General features: G+C 36.3%; 12 protein-coding genes and 1 pseudogene. 5 read left to right on the top strand and 8 right to left on the bottom strand.

Going from position 1 to position 20,650, the window contains the following annotated elements:
* Positions 1 to 367 precede the first annotated feature (367 nt).
* The 5 genes from ACFIK3_RS00065 to ACFIK3_RS00045 all read right to left on the bottom strand — a co-directional run bounded on the left by ACFIK3_RS00065 (position 368) and on the right by ACFIK3_RS00045 (position 5,946).
* Positions 368 to 1,588 carry an MFS transporter gene (locus tag ACFIK3_RS00065; protein ID WP_375676047.1) on the bottom strand — a complete coding sequence of 407 codons (1,221 nt, stop codon included), beginning with the start codon at positions 1,586 to 1,588 and terminating at the stop codon, positions 368 to 370.
* Between the two features lie 365 nt (positions 1,589 to 1,953).
* Positions 1,954 to 2,127, bottom strand: coding sequence for a hypothetical protein (locus ACFIK3_RS00060; protein ID WP_375676045.1), 174 nt, complete (start codon positions 2,125 to 2,127; stop codon positions 1,954 to 1,956).
* 825 nt (positions 2,128 to 2,952) lie between these two features.
* Complete coding sequence (locus ACFIK3_RS00055) at positions 2,953 to 3,357, bottom strand: YqcI/YcgG family protein (RefSeq protein WP_375676143.1); 405 nt, start codon at positions 3,355 to 3,357, stop codon at positions 2,953 to 2,955.
* Between the two features lie 166 nt (positions 3,358 to 3,523).
* Entirely contained in the window at positions 3,524 to 4,729 is a 1,206-nt protein-coding gene (locus tag ACFIK3_RS00050) for an ATP-grasp domain-containing protein (protein WP_375676043.1), read from the bottom strand.
* Positions 4,726 to 5,946, bottom strand: a complete 1,221-nt coding sequence (locus ACFIK3_RS00045) for a hypothetical protein (protein WP_375676041.1) — start codon at positions 5,944 to 5,946, stop codon at positions 4,726 to 4,728. Before ACFIK3_RS00045 ends, ACFIK3_RS00050 begins: the two co-directional genes overlap by 4 nt.
* 1,257 nt (positions 5,947 to 7,203) lie before the next feature.
* Here ACFIK3_RS00045 and tmk point away from each other — a divergent pair.
* Together tmk and ACFIK3_RS00035 are read left to right on the top strand one after the other, a co-directional pair.
* Complete coding sequence (gene tmk, locus ACFIK3_RS00040) at positions 7,204 to 7,662, top strand: dTMP kinase (RefSeq protein ID WP_375676142.1); 459 nt, start codon at positions 7,204 to 7,206, stop codon at positions 7,660 to 7,662.
* Between the two features lie 600 nt (positions 7,663 to 8,262).
* A complete protein-coding gene (locus tag ACFIK3_RS00035) occupies positions 8,263 to 9,474 on the top strand; it encodes an MFS transporter (protein ID WP_375676039.1) in 1,212 nt (403 codons plus the stop codon).
* 319 nt (positions 9,475 to 9,793) lie between these two features.
* Here ACFIK3_RS00035 and ACFIK3_RS00030 read toward each other — a convergent pair whose 3' ends face one another.
* The 3 genes from ACFIK3_RS00030 to ACFIK3_RS00020 form a co-directional block, all read right to left on the bottom strand.
* Positions 9,794 to 10,063, bottom strand: a complete 270-nt coding sequence (locus ACFIK3_RS00030) for a hypothetical protein (protein WP_012754562.1) — start codon at positions 10,061 to 10,063, stop codon at positions 9,794 to 9,796.
* Positions 10,064 to 10,065: 2 nt separating this feature from the next.
* Positions 10,066 to 10,512 (bottom strand): hypothetical protein, encoded by a 447-nt coding sequence (locus ACFIK3_RS00025; RefSeq protein WP_375630477.1) that lies wholly within the window; start codon positions 10,510 to 10,512, stop codon positions 10,066 to 10,068.
* A gap of 104 nt (positions 10,513 to 10,616) precedes the next feature.
* Positions 10,617 to 10,859: a hypothetical protein gene (locus tag ACFIK3_RS00020; protein ID WP_375676037.1), complete on the bottom strand. Its 243-nt coding sequence runs from the start codon at positions 10,857 to 10,859 to the stop codon at positions 10,617 to 10,619.
* Positions 10,860 to 11,006: 147 nt separating this feature from the next.
* Between ACFIK3_RS00020 and ACFIK3_RS00015 the strand changes: the two genes are divergently transcribed.
* From ACFIK3_RS00015 to ACFIK3_RS00005, 3 genes and pseudogenes are all read left to right on the top strand, one after another.
* Positions 11,007 to 11,510, top strand: coding sequence for a helix-turn-helix domain-containing protein (locus ACFIK3_RS00015; protein ID WP_375676035.1), 504 nt, complete (start codon positions 11,007 to 11,009; stop codon positions 11,508 to 11,510).
* Positions 11,511 to 12,490: 980 nt separating this feature from the next.
* A complete protein-coding gene (locus ACFIK3_RS00010) occupies positions 12,491 to 18,052 on the top strand; it encodes a Vomp family autotransporter (protein ID WP_375676033.1) in 5,562 nt (1,853 codons plus the stop codon).
* 630 nt (positions 18,053 to 18,682) lie between these two features.
* Positions 18,683 to 20,650, top strand: a pseudogene (locus ACFIK3_RS00005) (hypothetical protein); the annotation flags it as partial.

Below are 20,650 nucleotides of genomic sequence, written 5' to 3'. Positions count from 1 at the left end.
CCAATCTATACCTGTCATTATGTACACCTGGAAATTGCTGTTGAATTTCCATGAATTTTACACTTTTTAAGCTCCTCTCCTCTCGATCTTGAGATAACCTGATCTAGCATAAACGATCTCTTCAAATATCATTAAAGGATTTTTGCCATTATCACTAACTTCTGGTAGAGCTTTTAGAATTAATGGTGATCATAGTGCTATTTGCAATTTCGTTGCTTAACGGGCTATCCACATGAGAGGTAACAAACACCTCAGCTTTTCTCACGCAATGTGCTTATTTAAAATTAATGTCATGAATATTTGTACAAAATTTTTATCTATACGATAATCAAAAAAAGGCTAACATAATATAATAATTGAATATCATTCATGCGGCGCTTTCTTTTATCTTTAAGCTTTGTATGTAAATAGATAGTCCGTGCAAAATAAATAAAGGGGCGCAAAAGCCTATAAATACACATAGGACGTATAATATAGAAAATGAAAAAAATTTTCCTGCATATAAAAGCACAATAGAGAATAAAGCTGTTATGATGCGTACACTGGCATCGCCTGCCAAAATCACCTCGGCTAAATTTTCACTAGGTGTGATAGCTTGTCCAATTGTTATTCCCGATATCCTAAAATAAAATTGCCCAATACCTAATAAAAACCCCATAATATAAAGGGAATATTGAGTAAAATTTAAATATAAAACAAAAGAGATTGCGATCACGGCAAAAGCCGGTGCCCCCCATACAAAAAAACGAATTAAAGATGGAAATTTCTGTAAATAATAAGATGAGATAAGACCATTGATCACAAAACCCAGTGCTGACAAAGCAAAAATAGAATTTTGAATAGCTGTAAATTTTATATTATCTGATGTTATAGAAGCAAGCACAAGTGGCAATAAAACAATAGGCCCCGTATAGAGAGAATTATTCAAAATACGATTAATCGTTAAAAAACGCAACGCAGAAATCCGCCAAAGGCACCTGAACCCAACTCCATAAGCTTTTTGAGATGGCTTTTTTAATAGCTCTTTTGCTCTGTTTAGTTGTTGTATAGACTTTATACGAAACCATAAGCAGGCATTCAAAAGATAGATAAATACAATAAAGGCTATAGCTATTTTGTGCCCCAAATGCGCAATTATAAAATATATAAGCAATGGGGATATAATAACAAAAAACTGACAGCAACTAGTGTAAAATGCAAAAATTCCAGCTTTTTGTTTGGGAGCTGGAACCAGCTGATTCAAGGCACTATTGTTATTTGGGTTATCAGCCCCCATCAAGAGAGCAAGTAAAAAAAATACAAATAAAATAAGTACTGGATTGTTCATAAATAATAAGAAAGACAATAAACAAGCGCAAGTAATTTGACTATAAAACCCAATTATAAAGCCTTGATAGTGCGCCAACACGTTTCCCAAACATAAGCCAGCAATTCCAATTGCGATTAAATTAACGACATTTAAAGTAGCAGACGCTTCTCCTGTTGTATCTTGGAATTGTAACAAAGAAAGGCCAATAGATAATACACCACTAGCACAAAAACTCGTCAAACAACCAATCACAATCATAAGAAAAACAGAATTACGCAATAGCCTCTTTCCTTTTAAACAGAGACTCAAGCCATTTTATGATTTTCTCCATTGTCGAATATGGTTCGGTACTAAATTCCAGTTTTTCATAAAAGTTTAGTTCAAATGCGTTATAGGCACTTATTTTTTGAAAGTCATCTGTCAGCATGAATTCTATACTTGGCAACGTTGTACCCATAGATTGAGATAAATAATAGGAAATTACTTTCCAATACATATAGGTATGCTCTCTTGCCAAATAATTTTCCAAGGCATATTTCAAGTGACAACCACTTAAAATATATTTCGGACAATGGTGCAACGGATAATAAATACAAATAGCACCGGCTTCGTGTCCGGGACAAGAAGAGATATTAATATTTTTATCATTTCATAATATTATAAAAACGCTCAGTGAGCAGATCTTCCAAATTTAGTCTAGTCACAACAAGATTGGTTGCTAATTTTTGAGAAACATGAGACCAAGCCAATCTTACTACTAAAGTTCCAATAACCTTTAAGTTAGATTCTGGATAAGCTTTTTTAAATTTTCCACCCATATGTCTCTGTGACATATAATAATTGGCTCATCTCGTCTGAATGAACAAGATGTAATTCTAAACCAATATTATCACAAAGTTTTGAGCTCTTGAATTCTCCGTATCCTAATCTGGTATTCTTAAATCATCATAGGAACTCAGAATTTTTAAGTATTCCAACTTTTATTAAACTTTGTAACAATCTATTGGAATTTCCCCTTCACTGACTTCGACAATTATTTTCTCACCACTACAAGAACAAAAAATTATCTTTGAATTTGTTTATTTTTAGAAAGAAAAATGAGCAACACTCTTTCTTAACTAAAAGAAACACGCTCTCTACCTTTTTCTTTATGATTATCAAAAAACTATCCCGTTATAATTTAACCATCCATTATTAGGAGAATATTCTGCGTTTAGCCTAATAAACTGTTATAATCAATGTTTCTCTCTGTTCTAAAAATCAGCGTTTTTTCTCCTAGAGATACTCATAATTTCTGTACAATCTTTCCAAAAAAAGCCCCCTTAAACATTGCTATTAACACGATCATCCTGAGAAGTTTTATACATACACACTGCATTCTATGTATTTTTTGGAAAATCCCTTTGAATCTCTATCGAGTCTTGTTTTGGCAGTATCATTTTTAATATATCATAAATATTTTTATTTAATTTAATTTTAGAAAACTTAGTCATTATCGTGTTTCATTAGATGATATGAGCAAGGTAGGGATTCAATAGTGTTGTCTTGCAGAAAATATTGCGTCCATTCTCTATTTTGGAGTTTGCTATATTTTCTTAAAAAAGGAGATTTTGTGATAATATCAAAAGGTTCAGGCCTTTTTCCTACAACGAGAATACATTTTGTTCTGTATCGAGCAGATCAGAAAAAACCCACCTAGGCTGGAAAGTTAACATAAATGTAGAACTTCTCCTACTTATTCTGTTTATATGGGATGGGGTATTGCAAACTATAAACGTAGGCTCCCCATGAAAGCAGAACTCCCATAGAGGATTGTACATATTTTTTTGTATATGCTTAGGCCATTCTCGGTTGTCAAAAGCTCGCAAATTTTTAAGTGTAGACCAGAATTTTTCTCTATAAAATTCGATACTTTGTATGGGGGCAGGCTCCTCGAATGCAACAAAAGATGTGTTCTTTCCAAAACTTTTATAGTTATCGCAATAAGTTATCAGGTCTTCCATCATATTTTTTGAAGTCAGCTTGTTGTAGCACCCAAATCTAAGCATATCTTTTGAGTATCCATTTATACCAAATAGGCAGGGAAAAGGTCTAATTGTGTTATTCATGGTTGCATCGAATTCTTTAAAACGATCTGCTTCCATTTTTAATATTTGTCTATATTTTCAATTATTTGCGCTGCTGAATCCATGTTTTCCTCCCAATTGTTGTATTTTATAAGAAATTGCTACGAATGATTCTCTCCAAAGCTGATAATTCATCATCACTGTGTCCCCAAATTGCTATAATAGCTGGGCAGGTATTTAAATCGATGGTTAGGGGGAGGGGCTCGTTTTCTTTAAAAAAGAGCATAAAATGAACCACATTTTCCCAAGAATGAAGCTTTTGCTGCCATACGTTAACATCTTTTATAATATGACCGTCGATCTCGTTGATAAGGAAGATAATACGCCCTTTTTTCTTAAAGCGACTTGGGGTTTGCGAAAACACGCCTGCAATAAGGTTAACGGAGCTTTCAAGTAAACCATCTTCATAGCAATGCGCGAACAAGGTGGGTGCAATTCCTCCGTGGAGGCGGGCTCCTACTTCGATCATCACTGGACCACGAGCTGTTTGCATGATTTCCATATGCGCAGGTCCATATTCAATCCCCAGTGCGCGAATGCATTGTTTTGCATAAGAGATAAGAGGGGCATAAGAGGGATCTTGAGCATCAAGCACATCAAGCGATTCATAAACAAAAGCACTTCCATTATGAATACCTTTTTTATATCGCGATAAAGCACATACCTTTATAGCCTCTCCATTTACAACGGCGTCGACGATGTATTCCTCTCCCTCCAATCTTTCTTGGAGCAAATAAGCCTCGTTAGGTGCGCCAAAAATATTTTTTTTCTTCCAGTCGATTTCAGAGGTCCACGTTACTACTTCCTCAAGATTAGAGAAAAACAAAACACCATCACTCCCTGCAGAATCATTTGGCTTTACCACATAGCCGCTGTGGCTTTCAAAACCATCGAGAGTACAATCGTTTTTTGTAAGAATCTTTGATCGGATGTAAGATAAACCATTTTCACAAAGGCGTTTTTGCATCGCTGCTTTTTTCCGTCGCCAATCGGTAGTCAAGGGGTTATTCCCAAGACAACCATAATAAGCCGCCAATTGCTCTGCACAATAGATACCTCTTTCGGCACCCGCTATTACAGCCTCTATCGTGCCGATAGGAAAGCGTTTCTTTATCTCATCTACACTATGAAGCTTCGCTTCTGCCATGCCCTTTCCCTGATAAGAAAGCATATAGTGTGAAAAAGGAGCTTGTTGAAAGACAACACCATAACAAGCATAGCCTAATTTTTGCAAAGCAGGGGCATAGAGGGCACCCGTGGAGAAAGGGTCGACAATAAGAATAGGTTTTCTCATACTTTGTTCCGCTGTGATAAAAGGAAAAGAACATAAATAAAGATTATTAGCCCTATAAGGGGCAGAAGATAAACAGCTGCTTGAGGACCCATAAGGGCAGAGCTTGTAAGAAGACCAAGAATGACATAACCTGCCGATTGGGAGAGAGTATAAAGCATGCCGCTATAGCTTCCCACCAGCTCTGCTTGAGCCTCTGTTTTGGTCGCTTCAATCGTATGTTTGCGGGCATTAATTCGCATGGTATTCATTGAAAAGCCAATAAAAAAGCAAAAGACCACAGCCAAATAGGGCGATTGTGTGGTGCTAAAAATAAGATCAGCCATGCTCAACATAAGGGCTGGGAGAATAAATTCAAAACGAGGGATTTTGATAAAAGCAGCTAAAAAAGCGCCCACGCCCGCAACCGCACTGCAAAGCCCATAATATTCAGAACCAAAATTTTTCACACTCTGAAAAAGAATAGTTGCCAGCGTATTATAAGCGCAAATATGAAAGCCAATAAGTCCTATGCAGACGCATAAAAGTTTAAGTTCACGGGAGAGCTCATCCGCTTGCGGTGTAGGCGCTGGCTTCTTACCAGTTGCAAGTGTTGTGGTATCTGTGGCGTTATATTCATCGCAAAAGATAATATATCCGGCTATAAGGCTTATAATGATGTCAAACACACAAAGTGTCACAATCAAACCATTATAACCGATTTCAGCTGCTGCCCCTCGAGGGCTGGTCGCTTCTAAGAGATAACCACTCAGTGCTGCTCCCAAAAATGCGCCAATTTGCACCACTGTTTGCATAATGCGGGAAGCCTTTTGGGCGCTAATATAACCACTAAGTGCTAGTTTAGTATTATAAGTCTCGAGAGTGCTTAAGGTAATCAAAGAGAGATAGCCGATAGAGATAGAGACAGCGATAAAACCAAAGGGGGAATCAGCGTAATGGAAAAGTGCAATCAATAAAAGAAGGCTATAGATAATGATTCGCCTTTTGTATAAATCGACCAACCGCAGTGAGGCTTTAATGTGCACAAGACCGCTTTTTTTCAAAAGATAGGGCATAAGGGTGCCCAAAGCCATGGTTACGCCTAGGAAAACCGATGAGGATGTTATGCGATAAGCATTCCAAAGATTACTTAAAAATAAAACCATATCAGAAAGATACAGCAGGACAACAAGCCCATAAAACCGAAACATCAGTTGTTTGTGCACATTATCCCCCCCCATTTCAGAATCTCTTAAAAACACACAGTATTATAAATCAGCACACATGTTTACAAATAATAAATACACACACACATATTACTGGGCATGTCAAGTTTTTTGGTAGGGAACATTTGAACGCTGATGTTTATGGTAGTGATAGCTTATTATTCAGGAGAATGAATAGCGATGGAGGCTGGTATTTTTACTGCGTCTGTTGCGGGAGGCTTGCCAATAAGGGGAAAGCCAGATAACGAATATAACTATGTCCTAGAGATATATTTTGCGCTTTCAAGTTGATTTTATTTATACTCAAGGTTGAGGTTTTTCTATTGACCGTTGTTAGATGTTGTTGTGACAATAAACTTCGTTATCTATCAGAAACATTTATGGCATTAGCGCTAAGGTATTGTATTAAAGCCTTTACATAGTAGTCTGTCTGATAGAGAGGTATTATTGGTTCAGTTTTAGGAGGCTTTATTACGGCTGATTTGGGCGTCGTCGTTGTTTGAGGTCTTATTATAATATTCTTAATTTCAGTTTATGAATATACCGAAAAATATAGTGAAACATTTGATTTAAACGCTTTTGCAAGGCATATTTCAATATCTCAGCGATGTTTTCCAAGAATTGCTCTGCTGCTTTTTGACGGGATCGGATATCAAATGCTTATAGCGAGGGCAGTGGTTTGAGAAAAGATAGAGTTGATTTCATTAGCTTCCTATGGAGCGCAATCTAGTAGCAGCTCTTAAGGGACAATAATATACTGAGATCGAACTCATTTCTATACACTTACACGACGCTATAGGAGTAATCCTCAGAAACTCTACTAGAATTCGTCAAAAAATGACAGGTTATGGAGTGTGAACAAAAAAATATATTTTTTACAAATACTTAATCTCATTTTAAGTTGTCTAAAATATAACCTTATCTTAAAACTAAGTCTATATACTACCATTTATCATAAAGTTATACAAAATGCGGGAGTATTGTGTTTTTCTGTTTAGAGACGAGTTAAAAAACACCTTATTAAACATTAAGAGATTTCAGACATAAAACAATTTAACTTATGGAAAGTATATAGACAAAATGTATATTGATAAAAAAGTTTATAATTCCATGTGGTCTCCAAAGAAATTTTCTGGTTCTTTTATTGTCTTATGTGGATTTGATGGGAGTGGTAAGACAACACAAACAAAAGAAATCGCTCGCCATTACTCAATAGAAAAACATATAATACAAACTTTTCAACCCAGTTATTAGTATAGAAATAATCCAGAAATTAGAGATTACTTAGATAATGGAAAAGCAATTGATCCGTTGCTTTTAGCACTCTTATCAGCGACAGATAGACGCAAACATACGCTTGAAATTATTGAACCTTCCTTAACGTCATCGCAAAATTTATTAATTAGCGATCGATATGTTTATTCTAGTCTTGCTTATTTTTATGCTCGAGAGCTTTCTGTTGAAAGTGTAGTTAAATTAAATCAATCTATTCCAAGACCTCATATTACATTTTATCTTCATTTACCGCCCACTACTATACTAGAGCGGTTGCAGAAAAGGGATGGTTTAAACTTAAAATACGAAGAAAAACTCTCTTTTATTGAAAAAGTTTACAAAGTATACAAAGTTTTATCAGAAATAGATGAGCGGTTTATAACAATTGATGGAACTGCTTCTGTTTCTTTAATTCATCATCAAATACGACATCATATAGATGAAGTTTGTTTTTGATTATGAATAAAATCATTTATTAATCAATTTATCCACGATAGATCCTCCTTTATGTATTCGTACTCTAAATCTGAAACTTTAGAGATATGATTGCAATAATTTAACTGCTCAGGAAAAATATCACGTTATATATTTTAATTAGAAAACTAACTGTAATGAGCTTGTTTTAAAAGATTTAGAGAAGGGGAGTAGAAAAGTTAGCAATATTTATTGTGAGGATAATAGTATGTTTATTCTTTTAGAGACGAAGTGTGGTGATAGAAGAACGACATGGAGGAATATACTCGAGCATATTTTAGTGCACGGAATAATAAGGACAATAATGTGAGTGAAGCTTCTATACCGTAAAATTGTTTCACATATGTATAAAGGTGTAGCTTCTGAATAAAACGCACATAAAATATTAATTTTGTTTTTGTCCATAAATGTTCCGTTTTCATAGAGGAATTAATCATAAAACAGCACAAAGATTATAAAAGCCTCAAAAAAGAAATTTTGCTTTCTTAAATTTAATGATCTAAAATGAAAATTGTAAGAATGCCTGTTTTTAAACAGGATGTATCATGCATATCGACTGGTATTCATTTTAGAGGATAATTTATGTTCACTTCAAATTTGAAGGAACGCATTGCTTTATTTGAAAATAGAACTTTTCTCTATTTTACTTTGAGCGGCTTATTTGCTACATTTGGAAGTGGACTAAATTATATTACATTGTCATGGCTCGCTTACAATCAGACGGGCTCAATCCGTGGTGTAGCGTTGATGATGCTTTTTCTTTGGACGCCTGGCATTATTTTTGCGCCTATTTTTGGCATATTGGCAGATAAATATAATCGTAAAACGCAGATTATTATTTCAAATCTTGTGAGAGGTTTGGTAATTGTAAGCTGGGTAATGCTTTGGCATTTTGGTATAGAAATTGAATTGATGGTCTTATCTGCTCTTTTGGGTATTTTTATCCCTTTTTATATGCCATCAGCTATTTCTTTAATTCAAAGTATTGTGCTGAAGGAACAGCTCATCAATGCAAATGCGACCATCGATATGGTTTATGAACTTGGCACTATCGTAGGTATGGGCTTAAGTGGATTTATACTGTCCTATGCAGGAACAAAAGGAACTCTTCTAATAGGTGGTATATTCTTTATCATTGCTGGTTTATTTAATTTTGCAATGAAGGTACCTAAAAACCGAAGATCTAAAAATCAAAACCAGCAAAATTGGTGGGAAAATTATACAGCATCCCTTCATTATTTTAAACAGAATCCGGCTCTTTTTGTACCTTATATAAGCCAGATGATTATTATGACTCTTTTGATGACCATTCCTGTTATTCTCGTTCCTTATATACAAGAGGTTTTACATGCAGATAGCAGTATCTTTGCAATATTTGAGGTGCTTTATTCTATGGGCGTATTGACAGGTGCGTTTTTTTCACCACTTCTTTGTAAAGTTTTATCTATCAGGAAAACATTAGCCATTTTATTAGCTTTTATGGCTATTGGCCTCGCTATTCTATCTGTTAATACACACAATTTTGTTGTTTTTCCTGTTTACTTTATGATTGGATTTGGACTTTCGAGTTGGGCTCTTTCGATTTCTTTATCACAACTCTCTTGTGATCCTGAGTACCAAGGAAGATTGCAGGCAAGTTTTAATGGTATCTCTGGATGCTTGATCCTCGGAGTCTACCTCATTATGGCAAGCGATAACAGTAGCATATCACCTCAATCGATATATTTTTTTCAAAGCATTATTGCGTTTGTTGGAATACTCATAGTGCTGTTTTATAGACATGAAAAACAATAAATTACGTTTAAGAGTGGTCAATATACGCTATTTTATAAACATTTACGCTGCAGCACATTTCATATTTTGCTTTTAAAGGAGAGTTGAGAAAATGTAAAAGTTGGTGCTTAATGAACAAAGCATAAATTGATGTATACTAGAGAATACTCTCTATTTTTTGATAATGATCTAAAAGAATTGATGCGTTTCTTTAATTCATCTCACTGTTGTTAAGAAGACGAAAACGTAACACTTTAAATCTTCTTGAAAGTTTTTTGTTTAAGCGTAGTAGAAAGTAAAGCAATGAGGTAATATCGTATCATATGGGGAGAGTGTTGTATTATTTTTGTTTTTCAAAATCCATATGAAAAATTGTATCAATTTCATCTTCATTGGAATGGGTATTTCTACGACGATGCAAGGTTTGCACAATCTCTTTTTTTAAAACAGCATCTGTTTCACTTAAACGATGAATACTGAGTTCCAATTCAAGAGATAACGCCAAATCCACGCACAATTTAAGCTCTTCTCCAATGTCGAAACCGCGTTGATAGTCGTCATAAAGACCAACCAGTGTATCAGATAATTCTTTATCGCATAAAGAGGTCATGCTTAATTCCTCAACGTTGCGGGTTTCCATGCAGCTTTTTTAAGTATCACTCCACTATCATCACTTAAAATTGCCATGTATACGAACCTCATGGTTTTGTCAATTTTCTGCAAAATACGCGCTTTTAAATCAATGCCTATTAAAGATTTTATTACTCCAAGTTTTTGAAGCGCCCAATTGTAAATATGGATGGCAATGTGTTTACTATAGAACTTATAGCATTTAAAATACACTGCCAAAAGGCTTTTAATGTGCGTAGAGGAAGAGTATTCTGACGATAAACCAAACACCCTGAAATCTCTATTGCCAATTACAGCTAACTCAGTGTCATTAATATATAAAATAAGCAAACAGGGTTTGTAAACGTCTAACTTTTTAATAACGAGTGATAATCTCATTTTTTGTAGAATACCAATTATTTTGCCTATTTTATATTGATTTTTAGACATTGATAAACTTTTTACCTTATAAAAACCTATGGGAAATGAATTTGCATATTTTTGTAATAAGATTTCAGTGGTATATTGCACAGCATGGAATGAAGAGAATCGTATTAGGCTTTTTGCTTTTGGAAGAATATGACTGCGACTTGTGAGAAAGCAGTTGGCAAGAATTGGCTTGGCATGCAAACTGATAGAGTTGGCAGTGGCGCATTTAGCTTTTTCATTGGGCTGTGTCCAAATGTTTTTGACTCTGGAAAATAGCCTCGGATAGGCTTGAGTTTTTCCAAGGTTATATTACAGGAGCGCAGTTCAGTAAAATACCACGGCAATTGCATTTTTTGTGTAATTGTCATAATTTTCGCTCCTGCTTAAACGGATGCTGCAACATCTGTTTTTGTGGGGTTATGTATGTAGATCTTTGCCCAACATAAGGGGCAGTAACAAGAGGTATAATGCAGATATTGAATTAAGTCAACGCAATATTTGTATTATTGTGTAATTTGGCAAAAAAAGAGATTGAACCCAAAACAGAACAAGCGAAGCGATTACGTTTGATACGAGAAAGTTTGCTATTTAGTAGGCACCAAATAGCAACCCGTTTAGGTGTTAATAAAGCCATTTATGATCACGCTGAAAGAGGCACGACCTTTCCCAATGTAGAATTTTTGGCTGTTTTATCACAGAAATTAAAAGTCAATTTAAACTGGCTTGTAACGGGCGATGGTGATATGTTTTCAGATATGGCAAAGGCGAAAGCAGCTGGTTTTAAACCGCAAGCGATACCTGCTGGGCTGATGAAAAAGCTGGGACATTTAGTTTATACGACCTATCATGATGCAAAAATAGATCTTTCTCCTGAAGATGTTGCGGAATTAGCAGCAGAGCTTTATGGAAGATTGCAAGAGCTTATTCAAAACCTCAATGATATGGAAGAAGTCGAAGCCACTTTGCCACTTTTAAAATTACATTTAAAGCGTAAAATCGAATCTGAAAAGCACATCTAGAAATTTCATAAGATACGAATGAACAGCCTTTTTAAAAAATAAAACTTTTTTGATTTTCTGCTGTATAACCAAGTTTGGAATGTGAAAACCTCACGATCTTCGAGTCTTTTATTCAACCTGAAAAACGAGAAACTATCATTATAAATCAATATATTGTTCTGATTAAAAATAAAGCAGTTCATAAAAAGAACGACGGGTAGCAATACAAACAAAATTGATTCAAAAAGAAGCTAATATAGTGTCATTCCTGAAATATTTGTTGGTTGAGGGAAAAGATACTGACAACAGTGAAAATACAATGACGATGTTTTGTTCCTATAGAAGGGTAACAGACATATACGCGAGAAGAACGAAAGATCATTTATAGCACTTTTGTCTTTTTATGAAGAGGACAAGATGAGCACGTTGGAACTTTTTACAGAGCGTGCATCATTATATTAAGAAAGATTTCTTTCAAAGATATACATTATATATTGAAACAGATTATCTCGCAACAAAGCGTGAGATTATCATGATAATCGTTATCTATTACATTGTGCTATAAGTTAAAAAAATCATAAATTTGTGTTTATAAGAACAGCTATTTTATTGAGAAGTATTTTTACAAATTTATAAAAAATTATTTTTTACACTCTTGCCATTTTGCTGATGCGCTTTATTTGAAAAGTAGAATTGCTCTTTAGTGAAACTATTTTGTTAAGAGATAAATCGCAGTATTTTTAAATGGAGATTACGGTATATTTTCAAAGTCTTGTGTTTTTATTGATTTTTTAGCTTGAATCCCTCTAGCTAAAAGGGTTGGGGACTTTTCTAGATTTGATGTTGTTGCAGAGATTTTAGGGCGATGCCGTAAAGATAGCGGTATCGTAGGGGGAGAGTTTTGTCTTGATTTATTGGTTTTTGAAGTGCGCAAACAAGGGTTTTGCCGTGTGTGTTTTCGCACATTGTAATGATGTTGAACTCTGTTGGAGGAGGTTCTTATGAAAAAAAAATATTCCACACCAAATTTAATTAAAATTGTCTCTCTTAGTACGGTAATGGCGACACTCTTATCGAGTGTTTCTCCTGTTTTTGCTGCCGGTCTTTCCATAAGAGGAGCAACTGTTCAGAGTTCGAATCTTGGTAATGTTCCTTATCCACACGGTAGTCATGGTAGTGTTGTGTTGGCTGGTGATGATGACTACTGTGGTGTAGACAACGTTATTGGTCGTGGCGGCAAACAACAAGCGTCAGTTACTAAACGAATAACCGCAGAGAAACAATATAATAGATTTATCACTAATCAAAGCTTTGTAAATCGTAATCCTTATGGCACGAGCACTGAAAAAGAGGCTTGGATTGGTGAGGGGCTTACAGATGGCAATGGTGGCTCTGGTGGTTATATGGGAATCGCTACTGATGGTATCGCTAATGCTCTGCCTGAGGCTTATGGCATTTATTCTTTTGCAACTGGTTGTGGTTCTGCTGCAACGGGTAATTATTCAACCGTTTTTGGTGCAGGTGCGACAGCAAAGGCAGGGGGTGCGCAAGCCTTTGGTGTTTCTGCACTTGCAAGTGGTAAAGCAGCTGTTGCTATGGGTGTTGGAACAGAGGCTTCGGGAGAATCTACAGTTGCTATTGGAGGGCTTGCAACTGCATTAGGGGAAAATAGCATTGCTGTGGGGACGAAGGCAAGAGCAGAAAAGAATTTTGCGATTGCTATAGGTACAGATGCTGAAGCTAAAGCTTCAGGTTCTATTGCAATAGGGGGCAGGCGCTCTGACAGAACTGAAGAAAATGATCCTAACAGAAAAGTAACAGCGGAGGGTGAAAATGCGATTGCTATAGGTTCGCATACATATGCTAAAACAGAAGATTCCGTTGCGATTGGAGCAAATGCACAGGTACTTGTTAATGATGGTGTTGCTATTGGTGGTGGTTCTGTCTCTGATAGAAACAAAGGTGTTAAGGGGTATGACCCTTACCTTAATGGTGATACGACAGAAGCCGGTATGGCATGGGTAAGTACAACAGGGGCTTTTAGTGTTGGTGAAGTTGGTGGTCGTGGTAAAGGTAACCTAACACGACAAATTACAGGGGTCGCAGCTGGAAGTGAAGATACCGATGCGGTAAACGTAGCACAGCTAAAAGCTATGAGAGAAGTTATAGCAGGGGGAGGGGGCTGGAAACTTTCTGCTAACGATACCGATCCGACAGATGTGCATACAGGCAATACCGTAGATTTTTCAGTGAAAAGTAAAAACGATGAAGGAAAAGACAATTTAACGGTTGCAAAAAACACTGCAGATAATAAGCATAAAATTGAATTTACTTTGAGTGATACTCTCAAACTTACAAGCGTCACTACAGGTCAAAGTTCTATGAGTGATGATGGCTTTATTATTCAGAATGGTCCAATGATGACTATTGATGGTATCGATGCTGGCAATGAAAAGATTACAAATGTAGCAGATGGAGAAGAAGATAATGATGCTGTAAATTATAAACAGCTGAAAGAATTTACAGCAGGAATTAAAGAGGGCGGCTGGAAACTTTCTGTTGATGGTAACAATGCTACAGATGTTAAAGCTGGGAGTACAGTAGATTTTGTTGCGGCTGCGAGTGGGGACGGAAGCAAAAATATCAAAATTGAAAAAGATAATAATAATAAAGTTACATTTTCTTTGAATGATGCTCTTAAACTCACGAGTGTTACGACAGGCAACAGCATTATGAATAGTGATGGCTTTAAGTTTATTGATGGTAATGGCCCTAGCATGTCTCAGAATGGTATTGATGCTGGCAATAAACAGATTATAGGAGTAGCAGAAGGGACTAAAGATACCGATGCTGTAAATTATAAACAGCTGAAAGCTGTGCAAGAAGCTTCTAAAACGCACTGGCAACTTACCGTTAACGGTGAAAGTCCTATGTCTATTGGACAAAACGATACGGTAAATTTTGAGGCAGCTGGCAATGAAGATAGTCAAAATATCAAGATTGTAGGAGATGGTAACCGTAATGTCACATTTGATCTAGCTGATGATATTCAGGTAATGACTGTCACAGCAGGAGACAGCATTATGGATGCTGCTGGCTTTAGATTTGACGGTGATGAGGGGCCGAGCATAACTGTTGATGGCATTCATGCTGGTGATAAAAAGATTACACAAGTGAAAGCTGGGACTGAAGATACTGATGCTGTAAATTATAAACAGTTACAAGATTTTACAGCAGGGATTAAAACAGGTTGGAAGCTTTCTGTTGATGGTGATAATGCTACAGATGTTGGGGCAGAGAGCATAGTAAAGTTTGTAGCTGCTGCAGATCAGGATGACCACAAAAATCTCAAAATTGTAAGAGGCGATAATAACGAGGTAACATTTGATTTAAACGAATTTATCAAAGTTAATAAAATAAAAGTAGGGAGTGAAGTTACTATAAATAATAGTGGTTTAGCGATTAAACGTGGTCCAAGTATAACATATGGCGGTATTGATGCAGCTGATAAAGAGGTTAAAAATGTGGCAGACGGTATTTTGGGTACGGATGCAGTTAATCTTAACCAGTTGCAGACAGTAGAAGATAAAATAAAAGAAGTAGTAGACAATAGTCTTGTTAAATGGCATGAAGATCAGAAGCTTATTACCATTGGTAAAGAAACAGGTGGTACAAAAATCGATATCGCAGGTAATGAGGGAGAGCGAACCATTGCGGGTGTGAAAAATGGAAAGATTTCAGAAAATTCAACAGAAGCAATAAATGGTAGCCAGATTAATCAGATATCTGGAGATATTGCGAATTTCTTTGGTGGGAATGCAGCATTTGAAAATGGCGTCTTTGTAGGTCCAAAGTATAATTTATCTACAGTTTCTGCAGATGGTAATGTTGTTCAGAAGACTTTTGACAATGTTGGTAAGGCTCTTGAAGGACTTGATGTCAATATCAAAAATGTCAATAAACATATACAATATGTAGACAATAAATTTGATAAGTTCTCTCAAGATGCTTTACTTTGGGATGATGGTAAACAAGCATTTTCTGCACGTCATGGAAAAGACGGACGTAAAACAGATAGTAAGATTACCAACCTTTTAGATGGCGATATTTCAGAAGAGTCAACAGATGCAATAAATGGTTCCCAACTTTATGTGATGGGCGATACGATTGCAAATTATTTTGGCGGTGGCGCTAGTTATGAGAATGGAGAGTGGATAGAGCCTACTTTCAAAATTTCTCAGCGTGAAGCGAATGGTACCATTACTCAGAAAAAACACCATAATGTCGCTGATGCTTTTGAGGGTGTCGATAATTCTATCACAGATATTTATAATCAGATTAATAATGTGACAAAAAATAATCTTGTGAAGCAAGAAGGAGATTCTGCAGGTCTTATTACCGTTGGTAAGGAAACCGGTGGTACTGAAATTAGCCTTGTAAATAAAGATGGTATAGATCGTACACTTTCCGGTGTGAAAGATGGAGAACTTTCTCAAACATCAACGCAAGCAGTAAATGGGTCTCAGCTCTTTAAAACAAATGCAAATGTTACTACTGTTACCAATGATCTCAAAACAGTTGCTCAAAATACATCGAAATATTTTGGTGGCAGTACAGATGTACTGAACGGTGTAGAGCCATCTTTCCTTATTCAGGATACAAAATATAATAATGTTTTTGATGCATTTACTGGTGTCAATACTTCGATCACAAATATTGATAATAAGATTATTGAAATGAAAGAAAATAGTCTTGTGCAACAAGACAAGGAGACAAATATTATCACCATTGGTGCGAAAACAGCTGGTACTGAAGTCAATATTGCAGGATATGCTGGTGTAGCACGTTCTATTTCTGGTGTTAAAGCAGCAGAAAAGGGCGATGAAGCTGTTAACAAAGACCAACTTGATAAAAGCATAAAGGATATTACGAAAGATATTGAGACAGCAAGTGCTGCTGCGGTTCTCTACGATAAGAATGGCGATGATAGTGTTAATTACGGTAGTGTAACTTTGGGTGGCAATAAGAGTAATGGGCCAGTTGCTCTTCATAACGTAAAAGATGGCAGCCTTTCTCAAGATTCTCATGATGCAATCAATGGTAGTCAGATTAATAAAATATCAGCAGATATTGCAAAGTTTTTTGGTGGTGGTGCAAAGTTTATTGACGGTGCTTTTAAAGGGCTGAAATATACTGTATCCGCTATTGTAGATGGTGTGGTAGGTAAGGCTAATTTTTACAATGTTGGTGATGCTTTAACAGGTCTTGATAAAAATGTTCAAGATGTGAATCAACGCTTAACGAATGTATCCAATGAGTTTAATCAGAAAATTGAAGATTTCTCTAAAGATGCTTTACTGTGGGATGATGATGAAGAAGCATTTGTGGCACGTCATGAAAAAGATGGGCAGAAAACAAAGAGCAAATTGAAGTATCTTTTGGATGGTGAGATTGCTCAAGGTTCAACAGATGCCATTACGGGCAACCAACTTTATTCCATGAATAACCAGCTTGCTAATTATTTCGGTGGCGGTGCTAAATATGAGAATGGCAAATGGACAAATCCTACTTTTAAGATTGTTCAAGTCAATGCTGATGGTACGACTGTTGAGAAAGAGCACCATAATGTCGCTGATGCTTTTGGTGATATTAATAATGGGATGTCAAATATTAACAACCGTATTGATGATGTCATCAACAAGGTCGATACAGATGCTTTAAAGTGGAATGATAAAGAAAAAGCCTATGATGCTAATCGTGATGGTAAGCCGAATAAAATTATCAATGTAGCTGATGGTAAAATTGTAAAAGGTTCGAAAGATGCGGTCAATGGTGGACAACTTTGGGAAACTAATGAACGTGTCACTGGTGTTGAAAAAGATGTGAAGCATCTTACCAACAGAGTTGATAATATTTCAAATACGATTGCTGATATTGGTGATGTAGTTCTCAATATTGATACAAAAGTTGATAACATCAATAATAGAGTTGACGGTATTGAAGAGGACGCTGTTCGTTATGACAGAGATGAAAACGGCAAAAAAACCAATAAAATCACATTAGCGGGTGGTGATGCCAGTGAACCTGTTTTGATTGATAATGTAGCTGATGGTAAAATTGAGAAGGGATCAAAAGAAGCTGTAAATGGTGGTCAACTCCATGACTATACTAAAGAACAGATGAAGATTATTCTTGATGAATCCAAGCACTACACAGATCAACGGGTTAATAATATTGTGATTGATGCGATTGATGATGCTGTTGATCAGTCTAAACAATATACAGATATGAAGTTTAACGTTTTAAACTACAGTATTGAGAGTGTGAAAAAAGAGGCAAGACAAGCAGCGGCTATTGGTCTTGCGGTGTCTAACTTACGCTACAATGATACACCTGGAAAATTAAGCGTTGGATTTGGTACTGGTTTATGGCGTAGTCAATCTGCATTTGCCTTTGGTGCAGGTTACACCTCAGAAAATGGAAAATACCGCTCTAACATATCCGCAACAACTTCTGGAGGTCACTGGGGTGTAGGTGCGGGATTCAATATGACATTGAACTGATAATAAACAAAATACATAAAAATTCCTTTTCACCCCTGTCTCATGAGGCAGGGGTGAATTGTTGTTACGTATGTAAAAATTATATATAAATTGATAAGCGCTATAACGACAAATACAGGTTTAAGAAAAAACCTATACACTTTCAACAAAATGAACTTCTTATTTCAAAATAAGATAATAAGTTTTTCCATAAATTATAAGTTCATTATTTTTTCTTTAATTTTTAAATCTGAAAAATCTGTAGCGCTTTACAGATAGAAAAAAACCTTTTGCTCTCTATAAATCTATTTAAAAGCTTTCTACTAAGATAAAAGTACACATTCAAATGTATTTCAACTTTACTGGAAGAAGTTATAAAACAATCCACTAAATCAACTCTACCCCTTGCAAAAAACAAACAATAAGTTTAAAAGTTAAAAAAACTAATCACCACAAAGAAATTTACTTTCTTAGGAAATGTAAAAGAGCAAAACACATTAACCATAAAAGCTAAAAACACAACTTCTCTATCTTTGCAGCCCGGTACTAAATTTTTGAATACGTTTAGAAAAACCAAATTTAGGAAACTTTATAGCGTTTAAATGTGTCTTTTTTGTGTTTATAGTTATTTCTTTCATTGGGGAGTTCATTATGAAAAAATTATATACAAAATTAACAGGGAGCAATTTAAAATTTTCCCGTTTTCCTTTTATTAAAGTCCTATCCTTGACTTCAATAGCTGCACTTTTAGCCAGTATTTCCCCTGTTTTTTCGAATGATCTTGATTCAGGAGAAGAGATTTCTGCAAACATAAGGAACACTGCTGAGATATATCCACAAAGTATTGTCTCTGTTTATGATAGCTATAACAGTGATTTGGATTCTTCTAGTGCATCACAGGAAAATTATTTAACAGCGCTGAATGTTTCTTTGACATCCAAGGTAAGTGCTGCTGATGACTATGCAAATTTTTTAACCAAAACTCTTACTGGTGTGAGCGATTATAGTCCTATAGTGAATGTTTTGGCAGAAGCCAGCGATTCAATACGTTCAATTGATATGAATGCTGGAAGTAAAAAAATAACAAGAGCAGCTTTAACTCCAAGAGTTGTAACGGGCGGTCAAATGACTAGGGATGGGAATTTGGGTAATCCTCTTGTCCATGGTGAACGAGCTCAGGGAGAAGCTCATGATGCTATTGTTTACGGGCAGGTAGCGCAGACGAAGGCTGACCAAGGGATTGCAATCGGCTTAACTGCTTTAGCCGGTAGGAGTAGAGATACTAAAAATAGCATTGCAATCGGTTCTTCTCTAACCGATAGTTATGATGAAAAAGAGAGAACAGTTTCATTAGGTGATTTTTCAATAGCCTTCGGTAGTAAAGCACATAGTTATGCAAATGAAGCGATTGCTATGGGGTACAATGCATATGCACAGGAGCAGGCGCTGCAGGGAATTGCTATAGGCGCTAGCTCTAATGTGACGGTTGCGGCAGGTGTTGCTCTAGGAAGCGATTCTGTAGCTGATAGGGCTGCTGGTGAGCTTGGCTACACTTCTTTGTTGCAGGGGCCTGCAACAAACGTTGAGGCGCAATGGAAAAGTACGCGGGGCTCAGTTAGTGTTGGTGATTATAGTAAGGGTATAACCAGACAAATTACAGGCGTAGCTGCTGGTTCTAATATTACCGATGCAGTGAACCTTAAACAGTTGCAGGACTTAGAACAAGTTGTAAGACAAAACGGTTGGAAATTCTCTGTTGGAGATAAAAATGCTACAACTGTTCTTATGGATAGCGCGGTAGATTTTTCCGCTGGAAGTAGCAACCTAAATATTACAAAGGGCAAAGAGGACAATAAAGTAAAGTTTGATCTGGCTCAAGACATTGCACTGGAGAGCGTAAAGGCAGGTAAAAATACCTTCGATGCTACGGGCTTAGTAATTACTGATGGTCCGAAAATAACCACCGGAGGTATAGATGCTGGGGGTAAAAAGATTACAGGAGTGTCGGATGGCACTGGAGCGAACGATGCAGTTAATTTTTCACAGTTAAGCAAAACCAATGAGGGTCTTTCGTCCACAGCGAAAAATCTGGAAACGGCTATGGCGAATACATCAAAATATTTTGGTGGAGGTGCAGGAGTTGCTGGTTCTGACATGACGGGACCAACTTATGACTTATCCAAGATTGATACAAAGGGTAATATAACAGAGGGCTCTTTTAAAGATGTTGGGAGTGCATTTACTGGTCTTGATACAAATATCAAGAATGTGAATGCACGGATTAAAGAAGTTTCTGAAGGAGTAGCACAGGATTCTTTGTTATGGAATGATGAAGCCAATGCCTTTGTAGCGCGTCATGAAAAGAGAAAAGAAGAAAAAGGCAGGGCTGTAAGAACACAAGAAAACAGTAGAATTACGTTTCTAGCAAGTGGTGAGATTATCCAAAACTCAACAGATGCAGTAAATGGTGGTCAGCTCTATACAATGGGTAACACGCTTGCATCCTATTTTGGTGGTGGTGCTGGTTATGATGAAGAGGGCAAATGGAAAGCACCGGATTTCAAGATCAAGCAGTTTGGTGAGGATGGTACTTCTTTTGACAAGAACTATACGAATGTA

The organism is Bartonella sp. CB10SXKL (assembly GCF_042195515.1).
In the GTDB taxonomy this organism is placed as follows: domain Bacteria; phylum Pseudomonadota; class Alphaproteobacteria; order Rhizobiales; family Rhizobiaceae; genus Bartonella.
Note: the sequence above shows the minus strand (reverse complement) of the source record. Positions and strands in the feature narration are given on the sequence as shown.